Source organism: Pseudomonas sp. GW458-11-26-14-LB4 (assembly GCF_059423925.1).
This window is the reverse complement of the sequence record NZ_JBWKYU010000006.1, coordinates 273,231-287,905: the sequence shown is the minus strand read 5'-3', so window position 1 is coordinate 287,905 and position 14,675 is coordinate 273,231. Positions and strand designations below refer to the sequence as shown.

General features: G+C 61.6%; 10 protein-coding genes. All 10 read left to right on the top strand.

Annotation, left to right across the window (positions count from 1 at the left end):
- Positions 1-141 precede the first annotated feature (141 nt).
- The 10 genes from AC07XZ_RS10780 to AC07XZ_RS10735 all read left to right on the top strand — a co-directional run bounded on the left by AC07XZ_RS10780 (position 142) and on the right by AC07XZ_RS10735 (position 14,646).
- Positions 142-1,206: a pilus assembly protein PilM gene (locus AC07XZ_RS10780; protein ID WP_085746416.1), complete on the top strand. Its 1,065-nt coding sequence runs from the start codon at positions 142-144 to the stop codon at positions 1,204-1,206.
- A complete protein-coding gene (locus AC07XZ_RS10775) occupies positions 1,206-1,772 on the top strand; it encodes a PilN domain-containing protein (protein ID WP_007952387.1) in 567 nt (188 codons plus the stop codon). Before AC07XZ_RS10780 ends, AC07XZ_RS10775 begins: the two co-directional genes overlap by 1 nt.
- Positions 1,769-2,392, top strand: a complete 624-nt coding sequence (gene pilO, locus AC07XZ_RS10770) for a type 4a pilus biogenesis protein PilO (protein WP_085746418.1) — start codon at positions 1,769-1,771, stop codon at positions 2,390-2,392. Before AC07XZ_RS10775 ends, pilO begins: the two co-directional genes overlap by 4 nt.
- Positions 2,389-2,913: a pilus assembly protein PilP gene (locus AC07XZ_RS10765; protein WP_007952383.1), complete on the top strand. Its 525-nt coding sequence runs from the start codon at positions 2,389-2,391 to the stop codon at positions 2,911-2,913. The genes pilO and AC07XZ_RS10765 overlap by 4 nt, the downstream gene beginning before the upstream one ends.
- Before the next feature lie 14 nt (positions 2,914-2,927).
- A complete protein-coding gene (locus AC07XZ_RS10760) occupies positions 2,928-5,006 on the top strand; it encodes a type IV pilus secretin PilQ (RefSeq protein WP_102686849.1) in 2,079 nt (692 codons plus the stop codon).
- Positions 5,007-5,010: 4 nt separating this feature from the next.
- Positions 5,011-5,529 (top strand): shikimate kinase AroK, encoded by a 519-nt coding sequence (gene aroK, locus AC07XZ_RS10755; protein ID WP_045121685.1) that lies wholly within the window; start codon positions 5,011-5,013, stop codon positions 5,527-5,529.
- Between the two features lie 150 nt (positions 5,530-5,679).
- On the top strand, positions 5,680-6,780 hold the full coding sequence (gene aroB / locus AC07XZ_RS10750) for a 3-dehydroquinate synthase (protein WP_102686848.1): 1,101 nt from the start codon (positions 5,680-5,682) through the stop codon (positions 6,778-6,780).
- A 10-nt stretch (positions 6,781-6,790) separates the two neighbouring features.
- On the top strand, positions 6,791-8,398 hold the full coding sequence (locus AC07XZ_RS10745) for an AAA family ATPase (RefSeq protein ID WP_102686847.1): 1,608 nt from the start codon (positions 6,791-6,793) through the stop codon (positions 8,396-8,398).
- 350 nt (positions 8,399-8,748) lie between these two features.
- Entirely contained in the window at positions 8,749-13,194 is a 4,446-nt protein-coding gene (gene gltB / locus AC07XZ_RS10740; RefSeq protein WP_102686846.1) for a glutamate synthase large subunit, read from the top strand.
- A gap of 33 nt (positions 13,195-13,227) precedes the next feature.
- A complete protein-coding gene (locus tag AC07XZ_RS10735; protein WP_007909438.1) occupies positions 13,228-14,646 on the top strand; it encodes an FAD-dependent oxidoreductase in 1,419 nt (472 codons plus the stop codon).
- Positions 14,647-14,675: the final 29 nt, after the last annotated feature.

The following is a 14,675-nucleotide window of genomic DNA, read 5'->3' as shown; positions in this document are numbered from 1 at the left end:
AGTAAAAAGCGGAAAAAAACGCTGGGCATTATAAGCACTTTTCCGCTGGGGGCGTCATTTGCGCTTCTGTCAAGACGGGGCGAGGGAACGCAATGCGCATTACAGAGTCCGTAACTCACGGAAAGTCATAGGGAATTGGTAGTGCTAGGACTCTTCAATAAAAAGGCCAATACGTTACTGGGGATCGATATCAGCTCCACGTCGGTGAAGCTACTGGAGCTGAGCCGTCAGGGGGAGCGCTACCGGGTCGAGGCGTACGCGGTGGAGCCGTTGCCGGCCAACGCCGTGGTCGAAAAGAACATCGCCGAGCTCGAGGGCGTCGGCCAGGCCCTGTCCCGGGTGCTGGTCAAGGCGCGTACCGGGTTGAAAACCGTGGCGGTGGCGGTGGCTGGATCTGCGGTGATCACCAAGGTCATCGAAATGGACGCCGGGCTGTCCGACGACGAACTGGAAAACCAGCTCAAGATCGAGGCCGATCAATACATTCCCTATCCGCTGGACGAGGTCGCCATCGACTTCGAAGTCCAGGGCGTTTCGCCGCGCAACCCCGAGCGGGTCAACGTGCTGCTGGCCGCCTGTCGCAAGGAAAACGTCGAAGTCCGCGAAGCGGCGCTTGCACTGGCCGGGCTGACGGCGCGGGTGGTGGATGTCGAGGCTTATGCGCTGGAGCGCTCGTTCGGCCTGCTGGCCACGCAACTGGCCGCGTCACAGGATCGGCTGACGGTGGCCGTGGTCGACATCGGCGCCACCATGACCACCCTCAGCGTCCTGCACAACGGCCGGATCATCTATACCCGCGAACAGCTGTTCGGCGGTCGACAGCTGACCGAGGAAATTCAGCGCCGTTATGGCCTGACCCTTGAACAGGCGGGACTCGCCAAAAAGCAGGGCGGCCTGCCGGACGATTACGTCAGCGAGGTGCTGCAACCGTTTCGCGAGGCGCTGGTGCAGCAGGTGTCGCGCTCCCTGCAGTTCTTTTTCGCCTCCGGCCAGTACAACGCCGTCGACCATATTCTGCTGGCCGGCGGCACGGCGTCGGTGCCCGGGCTCGATCGGCTGATCGAAGAGCGTCTGAACACCCCGACCCAGGTCGCCAACCCGTTTTCCGACATGGCCTTGAGCAGCAAGGTCAACGCCGGGGCCCTGGCGAGCGATGCGCCGGCCCTGATGATTGCCTGCGGGCTCGCGCTCAGGAGTTTCGACTGATGGCGCGGATCAACCTTTTACCCTGGCGCGAGGAGCGCCGCGAAGAACGGCGCAAACGCTTCCTGCTGGCCTTGACCGGCGTGGTGGTCGGCTCGGTGGGGGCGGTGCTCATTGCCGACCAGATCATCAGCGCCGCCATCGCGCGGCAGGTTGCGCGCAATGACTACATCGGCAAGCAGATCGCCGTGGTCGACGAACGGATCAAGCAGATCAGCGAGCTCAAGGCCCATCGTCAGCAACTGGTAGAGCGCATGCGCATCATCCAGGACTTGCAGGGCAACCGGCAGATCAGCGGGCGGATCTTCGATCAGCTGGCGCGCACCTTGCCCGACGGGGTGTATTTCACCGACGTGAAAATGGTCGGCAAGACCCTGTCGATCAGCGGCGCGGCGGAGTCGAACAATCGGGTGTCCGACCTGATGCGCAACCTTGATGCCTCCGACTGGTTCGATGCGCCCAACCTCAATGAAGTGAAAGCCACCACCGCTGGCCAGGTGGATCAGGCCAACGTCTTCCAGCTGACCGTTCGCCAGACTCGACCCCGGATCGAGGAGGACGACCAATGAAGCCGTCCGAGTGGCTGGACAGCCTGCGCAATGTCGATTTCAACGACCTGGACACCAGCAACATCGGCTCGTGGCCGCCAGTGGTCAAAACCCTGGCCGGCGGGCTGTTGATGGTGCTGGTCCTGGCGCTTGGCTATAACTTTTTCATCAGTGACCTGGAGAACCAGCTCGAGCTCAAGCGTGAGGAGGAGGTCACCCTCAAGGAGCAATTCGCGAGCAAGGCGCGCATGGCGGCCAATCTGGAGCTGTACACCCAGCAGATGAAAGAGATGGAAAACTCGTTCGGCGTGCTGTTGCGACAACTGCCCAGTGACACCGAGGTGCCAGGGTTGCTGGAAGACATCACACGTACCGGGTTGGGTAGCGGTCTTGAATTCGAAGAGATCAAACTGCTGCCGGAGGTCACCCAGCAGTTCTACATCGAGCTGCCCATCCAGATAACCGTGACCGGGGCCTATCACGACCTTGCCACCTTCGTCAGCGGCGTGGCCGGGCTGCCCCGCATCGTCACCCTGCACGATTTCGAGCTGGCGCCAGCCAATCCTGAAGGTGGGCCGAAGCTGCGCATGAGCATCCTCGCCAAGACCTACCGCTATAACGACAAGGGGCTGCAGAAATGAGCCCGATCCGTTTTATCGCCTTGTCGGCATTGTTATTGATGCTCGGTGGCTGTGGCGGCGATGACTTCAGTGACCTCGACGCCTACATGAATGAAGTGCGCCTGCGTCCGCCGGGCAAGATCGAGCCGACCCCGACCTTCCGCTCCTACCCGACATTCACCTACAGCGCCGCCAACCTGCGCAGTCCGTTTTCGCGTCAGCTACGGGTCGATCTGGCCGGGCAGAAACACGGCTCGCGCGACGTGAAACCTGATCCCAACCGGGTCAAGCAATACCTCGAAGGTTTCAACATCGAGCAGTTCGAAATGGTCGGCACGATTGCCAACGCCTCCGGTTCCTTCGCTTTGCTGCGGGGGGCGGGCGGGGTTCATCGGCTAAAGGTCGGCGATTACCTGGGGCGCAACGACGGGCGGATCGTTGCGATCAGCGCTTCACAGGTCGAGGTGGTGGAAATCGTTCCGGATGGCCAGGGCGCCTGGCTTGAGCGGCCGCGCACCATTCCTTTGAAAGAGCACTCATAAGTGGAAGTCGAATAATGAACAGGATTTTTTCCACCCTCGGTTTTTCGCTATGGATGGCGCTGCTTTCACCGATGGTACAGGCAGCCAATCTGAAGGCGCTGGACGTCGCGGCACTGCCGGGCGACCGGGTCGAGCTGAAGCTGTCATTCGACGGCCCGCCTCCGCAGCCCAAGGGCTACACCACCGACTCGCCGGCACGGATTGCCCTCGATCTGCCGGGTGTTGCCAGTCAACTGGCGAGCAAGACTCGCGATCTGGGCAGTGGCAATGCCCGCACGGCCACGGTGGTCGAGGCCAATAACCGGACGCGGCTGATCATCAGCCTGACGCAACTGGCGCCGTACGACACCCGGGTCGAAGGCAATACGGTGTTCGTGGTGGTCGGGCAAGGCAGCAAAGCCGTTGCCCAGCGTACGGCGGCTCGTGCGCCGCGCGCAGCACCTGCGGCAGCGCCGGTCCGCACGTTTGCGCCGACCGCCAGGGCCATTCGCGGCGTCGATTTCCAGCGTGGTACGGCAGGTGAGGGCAATGTGGTCATTGATCTGTCCGACCCGGCCATTGCCCCGGACATTCAGGAACACGACGGCAAGATCATCCTCAATTTCGCGCGTACCCAATTGCCCGAGCCGCTGCGGGTGCGCCTCGACGTCAAGGATTTCGCCACCCCGGTGCAGTTCGTCAATGCCGGTGTCAGCGGTGATCGGGCGACGATCACCGTCGAACCCAGCGGTACTTTCGACTATTCCACTTACCAGACCGACAACAAGCTGACTGTCAGCATCCGGCCGTTGACCGTCGATGACCTGCAAAAGCGCAACGCCGACCGCAACAGCTATAACGGCGAAAAGCTCTCTCTCAACTTTCAGGACATCGATGTGCGTTCGGTGCTGCAACTGATCGCCGACTTCACCAACCTCAATCTGGTGGCCAGCGATACGGTGCAGGGCGGCATTACCTTGCGCCTGCAGAACGTGCCGTGGGATCAGGCGCTGGATCTGGTGCTCAAGACCAAAGGCCTGGACAAGCGCAAGGTCGGCAATGTGCTGCTGGTGGCGCCGGCAGATGAAATCGCCGCCCGCGAACGGCAGGAACTGGAATCGCAGAAACAGATCGCCGAACTGGCGCCGCTGCGCCGCGAACTGCTGCAAGTGAACTACGCCAAGGCTGCGGACATCGCCAAGCTGTTCCAGTCGGTCACCAGTGCCGAGGCCAAGGTCGACGAACGGGGTTCGATCACCGTCGATGAACGGACCAACAACATCATTGCCTACCAGACCCAGGATCGCCTCGACGAGCTGCGGCGGATCGTGGCGCAGCTGGATATCCCGGTGCGTCAGGTGATGATCGAGGCGCGGATCGTCGAGGCCAACGTCGATTACGACAAGAGCCTGGGCGTGCGCTGGGGCGGCTCGATCCAGAACAAGGGCAACTGGAACACGTCCGGGGTCAGCAACGGTTCCTCGACCACCATCGGCACGCCGGGCAGCACCAGCACCAACTCGCCGTTCGTCGACATGGGCACGGTCAACAACACGTCCGGGATCGGCATCGCCTTCATCACCGACAACGTCTTGCTCGACCTTGAGCTGACCGCGATGGAGAAGACCGGCAACGGCGAAATCGTCTCGCAGCCCAAAGTGGTCACCTCCGACAAGGAAACCGCAAAGATCCTCAAGGGCACCGAGATTCCGTATCAGGAAGCCAGCTCCAGCGGCGCTACGTCGGTGTCCTTCAAGGAGGCGTCGCTGTCGCTGGAAGTGACGCCGCAGATCACCCCGGACAACCGCATCATCATGGAGGTCAAGGTCACCAAGGACGAACCGGACTACCTGAACAAAGTGCAGGATGTACCGCCGATCAAGAAAAACGAGGTCAACGCCAAGGTGCTGGTGAACGACGGCGAGACCATCGTGATCGGGGGCGTTTTCTCAAATACTCAGAGCAAGGTTGTAGATAAGGTGCCATTTCTTGGCGATGTGCCGTATCTTGGCCGCCTTTTCCGGCGTGATGTGGTTTCGGAGAAAAAATCCGAGCTGCTGGTATTTCTCACTCCGCGTATCATGAATAACCAGGCGATTGCTGTGAGTCGTTGATTCTGTGCGAAATTTGATTCTTGTAGGACCGATGGGGGCTGGAAAAAGCACCATCGGCCGATTACTGGCCAAAGAGCTGCGCCTGCCGTTCAAGGATTCCGACAAGGAAATTGAACTGCGTACGGGCGCCAATATCCCGTGGATCTTCGACAAGGAAGGCGAGCCCGGCTTTCGTGACCGTGAGCAGGCGATGATCGCAGAGCTGTGCGCGTTCGACGGCGTGGTGCTGGCGACCGGTGGCGGCGCCGTGATGCGCGATGCCAACCGCAAGGCCCTGCACGAGGGCGGGCGCGTCGTGTATCTGCACGCCTCCGTCGAGCAGCAGGTCGGCCGCACCTCTCGCGACCGCAACCGGCCGTTGCTGCGCACCGCCAATCCGGAGAAAACCCTGCGCGACCTGCTGGCGATCCGTGATCCGCTCTATCGGGAAATCGCCGATCTGGTGGTGGAAACCGACGAGCGGCCACCGCGCATGGTCGTGCTCGATATTCTCGACCGCCTGCAGCAACTTCCGCCCCGTTAAAGCGCCGCACGAAATGCGCTATCCTCGGCGACCTGTAATGGCCGCCAAGGGTTGTGGCGGATGGCGTGCTAGTGGCGTCACACCAGCACATGCCGTGAACATTCGATAATTCCAGGCAGGACGCCTGCTTCATCTTCATCGTGGGGACACATGCAGACACTCAAGGTCGACCTAGGCGAGCGCAGCTACCCGATTCACATTGGCGAAGGATTACTGGACCAGCCTGAACTGCTGGCCCCGCATATCCACGGGCGGCAAGTGGCAATCATCTCCAACGAGACCGTTGCGCCGCTCTATCTCGAACGTCTGACCCGCAGCCTGGCGCAGTTCTCGGTGGTTTCCGTGGTGCTGCCCGACGGCGAAGCCTTCAAGAACTGGGAAACCCTGCAACTGATCTTCGACGGCCTGCTGACCGCCCGTCATGACCGTCGCACCACGGTGATCGCCCTCGGCGGCGGTGTGATCGGCGACATGGCCGGTTTCGCGGCCGCCTGCTACCAGCGCGGCGTCGATTTCATCCAGATTCCTACCACGCTGCTGTCCCAGGTCGATTCGTCGGTGGGCGGCAAGACCGGGATCAACCATCCGCTGGGCAAGAACATGGTCGGCGCGTTCTATCAGCCGAACGTGGTGCTGATCGATACCGCGTCCCTGAAAACCCTGCCAGCGCGCGAGCTGTCGGCCGGTCTGGCGGAAGTCATCAAGTACGGTCTGATCTGCGACGAGCCGTTCCTGACCTGGCTCGAAGACAACGTCGACGCCCTGCGTGCGCTGGATCAAACGGCCCTGACCTATGCCATCGAGCGCTCCTGCGCCGCCAAGGCTGCAGTGGTCGGCGCCGACGAGAAGGAAACCGGCGTACGGGCCACGCTCAATCTCGGCCACACCTTTGGCCACGCCATCGAAACCCACATGGGCTATGGTGTCTGGTTGCATGGCGAAGCGGTCGCCGCTGGCACCGTGATGGCGCTGGAAATGTCCGCGCGCCTGGGCTGGATCAGTGAGCAGGAGCGCGATCGCGGCATTCGCCTGTTCCAGCGTGCCGGTCTGCCGGTGGTTCCGCCGGAAGAGATGACCGAAGCCGATTTTCTTGAACACATGGCAATTGACAAAAAAGTGATCGACGGTCGCTTGCGCCTGGTGCTGCTGCGCCGGATGGGCGAAGCGGTGGTGACCGACGATTATCCGAAAGAGGTTCTACAGGCCACGCTGGGAGCGGATTACCGCGCTCTGGCTCAGCTTAAAGGTTAATAAGATTCCGATGACTAGTTTGCATGCCGACGAGGCGTTCCTCGGCCATTTCCAGTTAAGTCACGACCCTTTCGCGCCGCGGGTGCCGGGCTTCAAATTCTTCCCGGCCCAGCGCAAGCCGGTGCTGGGTCAGTTGCATCATCTAGCGCGTTACAGCCAGTTGCTGCTGGTGGTCACCGGCCCGCAGGGCAGCGGCAAGACCCTGCTGCGTCAGGCGCTGGTTGCCAGCACCAACAAGCAATCGGTGCAGAGCGTCGTCGTTTCCGCCCGTGGCGCCGGCGATGCAGCTGGTGTGCTGCGCCAGATCGCCCAGGCGCTGGACGTGGCCCAGGCCGAAGTCGGGGCGATCCTCGATCAGGTCGTGCAGCTGGCGCTGACCGGTCAGGAAGTCTATCTGCTGGTGGACGATGCCGAGCAGCTCGACGAGTCCGCGCTTGAAGCGCTGATGGCGCTGGGCGCCGGCGCGCCGGAAGGCCGTCCGCATGTGTTCCTGTTCGGTGAGTCGTCGCTGATCGCCCAGCTCGAGGCTTTGCACCTTGAGGAAGAGCGCTTCCACGTCATCGAATTGCAGCCGTACACCGAAGAAGAAACCCGCGAGTATCTCGACCAGCGGCTTGAAGGCGCCGGCCGGGGTGTCGAACTTTTCACCGCGGATCAGATCTCTGATATTCACGAAAGCTCCGAGGGTTGGCCGGGCAACATCAACCAGGTTGCTCGCGATGCTCTGATCGAAGTCATGATTGCCAGCCGCTCTGCGGTCAAGCGTCCAAGTATGGGGTTCAACATGCCGAAGAAACACGTATTGGCGATTTCCGCCGTCGTTGTGGTCGCGGTCGCTGCCGCCTGGCTGATGCCGGGTCGCAACAAGGCACCGACCACCGGTGCGCCGGCCAACGAGCAGGCGCAACTGCCCTTGGGCCAGGGTACGCCGCAAGCGGGTGGCGCACCGTCCGTCGAATTCAACGGCAATACCCAGCCGATGCCGCTGCCATTGGTCGGCAACTCGCAGCCGGTAATGCGCGGTCCGCTGGCTGAAGCCGCTGGGGGCATCACTGAAGGCGACGACGGCGTGCCGGTCGAAGGTTCCAGCAACACGCCACCGACCGTGACCACCACCGCGCCACCCGCGGGCGTTCAGGCCGGTCCGGCTCCTACGCCAGTTCCGGTTCCAGTCCCGTCAGCCAAGCCGACCCCGGCGCCGACCCAGGTCGCTACCGCCAAGCCTGTGCCTGCTCCGGCAGCTCCAGCGGCCAAACCGGCTCCGGCGCCTGCCAAGCCTGTTGCCGCCGCCAAACCGGCCGAGAAGCCGGTCACCGTCGCCAAGGTCGCCGGTGACAGCTGGTACGCCGGTCAGCCGACCAGCAACTACGTGGTGCAGATCCTTGGTACCAGCTCCGAAGCGACCGCGCAAAACTTCGTCAAGGAACAGGGCGGCGAGTACCGTTATTTCAAGAAAGTCCTCAACGGCAAGCCTCTCTACGTGATCACCTACGGCAACTTCGCCAATCGTGATGCAGCCGTTTCTGCCATCAAGGCCTTGCCAGCGAAGGTTCAGGCTGGTAAACCTTGGCCTCGCACTGTCGCCAGCGTCCAACAGGAACTGGCAACAACTCGCTGAAGATTCGGCGGCCTTACCCAGGCCGCCTCTCCAAGCACCTCAAAATCTCTACAAGTGCGCGCCGTCTCTACAGACCGCGTGCCTTGTGGTGTCTGCGTCACAGTAGTCTTTGAGTCGTTGCGGTCAAAATTAAAAAAGTTTTGACTAGCACAGCAGATCGCTTTAAACCTTTCACAAATGCGACATGAATTTGCGACATTTCGTCGTCAAATTTGTGAGCCTCTGTGTCGCTGTGTACAATGACCACCCTTTTGCCCCCGCTAAGCCGGCGTACGTTCGGCGCGAGATGCAAGTGGTTGAATTGAAAAGAAATTTGCCTCGAAAAGAGGCAGCCTGGTGAGAAAGTGTCTATGAAAGCAGGTCTGTACCAACCAGATGAATTCAAGGATAACTGCGGTTTCGGCCTGATAGCCCATATGCAGGGCGAACCCAGTCATACCCTTTTGCAAACGGCCATCGAGGCCCTGACCTGCATGACCCACCGCGGTGGGATTAATGCCGACGGCAAGACCGGTGACGGTTGCGGTCTGCTGATTCAAAAGCCCGACGCGTTCCTGCGTGCCATTGCCCAGGAAACCTTCAGCGTCGAGCTGTCCAAGCAATATGCCGTGGGCATGGTCTTCTTCAATCAGGATCCGGCCAAGGCCGAAGCCGCTCGCGAGAACATGAACCGCGAGATCCTGGCCGAAGGCCTGCAACTGATCGGCTGGCGCAAAGTGCCGATCGACACCAGCGTCCTCGGCCGCCTGGCCCTTGAGCGCCTGCCACAGATCGAGCAGGTGTACATCGGCGGTGAAGGCCTGAGCGATCAGGACATGGCGGTCAAGCTGTTCAGCGCCCGTCGTCGTTCGTCGGTGGCCAACGCCGCCGACACCGACCACTACATCTGCAGCTTTTCCCACAAGACCATCATCTATAAAGGCCTGATGATGCCGGCCGACCTGGCCGCGTTCTATCCGGACCTGAGTGACGAGCGCCTGCAAACCGCAATCTGCGTGTTCCACCAGCGCTTCTCCACCAACACCCTGCCGAAATGGCCGCTGGCCCAGCCATTCCGCTTCCTCGCCCACAACGGCGAGATCAACACCATCACCGGCAACCGCAACTGGGCCCAGGCCCGTCGCACCAAGTTCACCAACGATCTGATGGATCTGGAAGAACTCGGCCCGCTGGTCAACCGTGTCGGTTCCGACTCCTCGAGCATGGACAACATGCTTGAGCTGATGGTGACCGGCGGCATCGACCTGTTCCGTGGCGTGCGGATGATCATTCCGCCAGCGTGGCAGAACGTCGAAACCATGGACCCGGATCTGCGTGCGTTCTACGAGTACAACTCGATGCACATGGAGCCGTGGGACGGCCCGGCTGGCGTGGTATTGACCGACGGTCGCTACGCGGTGTGCCTGCTCGACCGTAACGGTCTGCGTCCGGCGCGCTGGGTCACTACCACCAACGGTTTCATCACCCTCGCGTCGGAAATCGGCGTGTGGGACTACAAGCCTGAAGACGTTATTGCCAAAGGCCGTGTCGGCCCGGGCCAGATCTTCGCCGTGGACACCGAAACCGGGCAGATCCTCGACACCGACGCGATCGACAACCGTCTGAAATCCCGTCATCCATACAAGCAATGGCTGCGCAAGAATGCCCTGCGCATCCAGGCGACCATGGAAGACAACGATCACGGTTCGGCTTTCTACGACGTCGATCAGCTCAAGCAATACATGAAGATGTATCAGGTCACGTTCGAAGAGCGCGATCAGGTACTGCGTCCGCTCGGCGAGCAAGGCTATGAGGCCGTGGGCTCGATGGGCGACGACACGCCGATGGCCGTGCTGTCCCAGCGCGTGCGCACGCCGTACGACTATTTCCGTCAGCAGTTCGCGCAGGTGACCAACCCGCCGATCGACCCGCTGCGTGAAGCGATCGTGATGTCGCTGGAAATCTGCCTCGGTGCCGAGCGCAACATCTTCCAGGAATCGCCGGAGCACGCTTCGCGCGTGATCCTCAGCTCGCCGGTCATTTCCCCGGCCAAGTGGCGTTCGCTGATGAACCTCGACCGCCCGGGTTTCGAGCGGCAGATCATCGACCTCAACTACGACGAAAGCGTCGGCCTCGAAGCGGCAATTCGCAACGTCGCCGATCAGGCTGAGGAAGCCGTGCGTGCCGGTCGTACCCAGATCGTCCTGAGCGACCGCCATATCGCCCCGGGCAAGCTGCCGATTCACGCTTCGCTGGCCACCGGCGCGGTGCACCACCGCCTGACCGAAAAAGGCCTGCGCTGCGACTCCAACATCCTGGTTGAAACCGCCACCGCACGCGATCCGCACCACTTCGCGGTGCTGATCGGTTTCGGCGCCTCGGCGGTCTATCCGTTCCTGGCCTACGAAGTGCTGGGCGACCTGATCCGTACCGGTGAAGTACTGGGCGACCTCTACGAGGTGTTCAAAAACTACCGCAAAGGCATCACCAAAGGTCTGTTGAAGATCCTGTCGAAGATGGGCATCTCGACCATCGCGTCCTATCGCGGTGCTCAGCTGTTCGAAGCCATCGGTCTGTCCGAAGAAGTCTGCGACCTGAGCTTCCGTGGCGTGCCGAGCCGCATCAAAGGTGCGCGTTTCATCGACATCGAAGCCGAGCAGAAAGCACTGGCCACCGAAGCCTGGAGTCCGCGCAAGCCGATCCAGCAGGGCGGTCTGCTGAAGTTCGTCCACGGTGGCGAATATCACGCGTACAACCCGGACGTGGTCAACACCCTGCAAGCCGCCGTGCAGCAGGGCGACTACGCCAAATTCAAGGAATACACCTCGCTGGTGGACAACCGTCCGGTGTCGATGATCCGCGACCTGTTCAAGGTCAAGACCCTCGACACGCCGCTGGACATCAGTGAAATCGAACCGCTGGAATCGGTGCTCAAGCGCTTCGACTCCGCCGGTATCTCTTTGGGCGCTTTGTCGCCGGAAGCTCACGAAGCCCTGGCCGAAGCCATGAACCGCCTCGGTGCGCGTTCCAACTCCGGCGAAGGCGGCGAAGACCCGGCGCGTTACGGCACCATCAGGAGCTCGAAAATCAAACAGGTCGCGACCGGCCGTTTCGGTGTAACCCCGGAATACCTGGTCAACGCCGAAGTGCTGCAGATCAAGGTCGCCCAGGGCGCCAAGCCGGGCGAGGGCGGGCAACTGCCGGGCGGTAAAGTGAACGGGCTGATCGCCAAACTGCGTTACGCAGTGCCTGGCGTGACCCTGATTTCGCCACCGCCGCACCACGACATCTATTCGATCGAAGACTTGTCGCAGCTGATCTTCGACCTGAAACAGGTCAACCCGAAGGCGCTGGTTTCGGTGAAACTCGTGGCTGAAGCAGGCGTCGGCACCATCGCTGCCGGTGTGGCCAAGGCCTATGCGGACTTGATCACCATTTCCGGCTATGACGGTGGCACCGGTGCTTCGCCGCTGACCTCGATCAAATACGCGGGCGCTCCGTGGGAACTTGGCCTGGCCGAAACCCACCAGACCCTGCGCGGCAACGACCTGCGCGGCAAGGTTCGGGTCCAGACCGACGGCGGCCTGAAAACCGGCCTCGACGTGATCAAGGCAGCCATCCTCGGCGCCGAAAGCTTCGGCTTCGGCACCGCGCCGATGATCGCGCTGGGCTGCAAATACCTGCGCATCTGCCACCTGAACAACTGCGCCACCGGCGTCGCGACCCAGAACGAGAAGTTGCGCAAGGATCACTACATCGGCACCGTCGACATGGTGGTGAACTTCTTCACCTACGTCGCCGAAGAAACCCGTGAGTGGCTGGCCAAGCTGGGCGTGCGTTCCCTCGAAGAGCTGATCGGCCGTACCGATCTGCTGGAAATCCTCGAAGGCCAGACCGCCAAGCAGCATCACCTGGATCTGACTCCGCTGCTGGGCAGCGACCACATCCCGGCGGACAAGCCTCAGTTCTGCGGCGTCGAGCGCAACCCGCCCTTCGACCAGGGCCTGCTGGCCGAGAAAATGGTCGAGATGGCGACGTCGGCGATCAACGATCTCAGCGGCGCCGAATTCGATCTGGATATCTGCAACTGCGACCGTTCGATCGGCGCACGGATCTCCGGCGAAATCGCGCGCAAGCACGGCAACCAGGGCATGGCGAAAGCGCCGATCACCTTCCGCTTCAAGGGCACTGCCGGTCAGAGCTTCGGCGTGTGGAACGCCGGCGGTCTGAACATGTACCTGGAAGGCGACGCCAACGACTACGTCGGCAAAGGCATGACCGGTGGCAAGCTGACCATCGTGCCGCCGAAGGGCAGCGTTTATAAGACTCAGGAAAGCGCCATCATCGGCAACACCTGCCTGTACGGCGCCACGGGCGGCAAGCTGTTCGCCGCCGGCACCGCAGGCGAGCGTTTCGCTGTGCGCAACTCCGGTGCCCACACGGTCGTGGAAGGCACTGGCGATCACTGCTGTGAGTACATGACCGGTGGTTTTGTCTGCGTTCTGGGCAAGACCGGTTACAACTTCGGCTCTGGCATGACCGGCGGTTTCGCCTACGTGCTCGATCAGGACAACACCTTCGTTGACCGGGTCAACCACGAACTGGTGGAAATCCAGCGGATCAGCGGCGAGGCGATGGAAGCCTATCGCAGCCACCTGCAGAACGTGCTGAACGAGTACGTCGCGGAAACCGACAGCGAGTGGGGTCGTGAACTCGCCGAGAACCTCGATGACTACCTGCGTCGTTTCTGGCTGGTCAAGCCTAAGGCTGCCAACCTGAAGTCGTTGCTTTCCAGCACCCGTGCCAACCCGCAGTGATATGCGCCTGAAGAGTTTGATGAGGTTTTAACAATGGCTGAACGTCTGAATAACGACTTCCAGTTCATCGATGTCGGGCGCAAGGATCCGAAGAAGAAACTGTTGCGTCAACGCAAGAAAGAGTTCGTGGAAATCTACGAACCGTTCAAACCCCAGCAGTCGGCCGACCAGGCCCACCGCTGCCTGGGTTGCGGCAACCCGTATTGCGAATGGAAGTGCCCGGTGCACAACTTCATTCCGAACTGGCTGAAGCTGGTGGCCGAGGGCAACATCCTCCAGGCCGCCGAGCTGTCGCACCAGACCAACACCCTGCCGGAAGTCTGCGGCCGGGTGTGTCCGCAGGACCGTCTGTGCGAGGGTGCCTGCACCCTCAACGACGGATTCGGTGCGGTGACCATCGGTTCGGTCGAGAAGTACATCACCGACACCGCATTCGCCATGGGCTGGCGCCCGGACATGTCCAAGGTCAAGCCGACCGGCAAGCGTGTCGCGATCATCGGCGCGGGCCCGGCGGGCCTCGGTTGTGCCGACGTGCTGGTGCGCGGCGGCGTGACCCCGGTGGTGTTCGACAAGAACCCGGAAATCGGCGGTCTGCTGACCTTCGGCATCCCCGAGTTCAAGCTCGAGAAGACCGTGCTGAGCAATCGCCGCGAAGTCTTCACCGGCATGGGCATCGAATTCCGCCTCAACACCGAGGTCGGCAAGGACGTGACCATGGAGCAACTGCTCGCCGAATACGATGCCGTGTTCATGGGCATGGGCACCTACACCTACATGAAGGGTGGTTTCGCCGGTGAAGATCTGCCGGGTGTTTATGACGCGCTGGACTTCCTGATCGCCAACGTCAACCGCAACCTGGGCTTTGAAAAGTCGCCGGAAGATTTCGTCGACATGAAAGGCAAGAAGGTCGTGGTGCTGGGCGGCGGCGACACGGCGATGGATTGCAACCGCACGTCGATCCGCCAGGGCGCCAAGTCGGTGACCTGCGCTTATCGTCGTGACGAAGCGAACATGCCCGGCTCGCGCAAAGAGGTGAAGAACGCCAAGGAAGAAGGCGTGAAATTCCTCTACAACCGCCAGCCGATCGCCATCGTCGGGGAAGACAAGGTCGAAGGCGTGAAAGTGGTCGAGACCCGTCTCGGCGAACCGGACGCCCGTGGCCGTCGCAGTCCCGAGCCGATCCCGGGCTCCGAAGAGATCATCCCGGCCGACGCCGTGGTCATCGCTTTCGGTTTCCGTCCGAGCCCGGCGCCGTGGTTCGAGCAGTTCGAGATCCAGACCGACAGCCAGGGCCGCGTCGTTGCGCCCGAGCAAGGTCAGTACAAGCACCAGACCAGCAACCCGAAAATCTTCGCCGGTGGCGACATGGTGCGCGGTTCCGACCTGGTGGTGACGGCGATCTTCGAAGGCCGCAATGCAGCTGAAGGGATTCTGGATTACCTGGGCGTCTAAACCCGGATCCTGAGCCAAAAGCAATAACC

Excerpts from the sequence above, each read along its gene's own strand:
- AC07XZ_RS10735 (WP_007909438.1), top strand. The coding sequence starts at position 13,228 with ATGGCTGAACGTCTGAATAACGACTTCCAGTTCATCGATGTCGGGCGC.
- gltB (WP_102686846.1), top strand. The coding sequence starts at position 8,749 with ATGAAAGCAGGTCTGTACCAACCAGATGAATTCAAGGATAACTGCGGT.
- AC07XZ_RS10760 (WP_102686849.1), top strand. The coding sequence starts at position 2,928 with ATGAACAGGATTTTTTCCACCCTCGGTTTTTCGCTATGGATGGCGCTG.
- aroB (WP_102686848.1), top strand. The coding sequence starts at position 5,680 with ATGCAGACACTCAAGGTCGACCTAGGCGAGCGCAGCTACCCGATTCAC.
- AC07XZ_RS10775 (WP_007952387.1), top strand. The coding sequence starts at position 1,206 with ATGGCGCGGATCAACCTTTTACCCTGGCGCGAGGAGCGCCGCGAAGAA.
- AC07XZ_RS10765 (WP_007952383.1), top strand. The coding sequence starts at position 2,389 with ATGAGCCCGATCCGTTTTATCGCCTTGTCGGCATTGTTATTGATGCTC.
- pilO (WP_085746418.1), top strand. The coding sequence starts at position 1,769 with ATGAAGCCGTCCGAGTGGCTGGACAGCCTGCGCAATGTCGATTTCAAC.
- AC07XZ_RS10745 (WP_102686847.1), top strand. The coding sequence starts at position 6,791 with ATGACTAGTTTGCATGCCGACGAGGCGTTCCTCGGCCATTTCCAGTTA.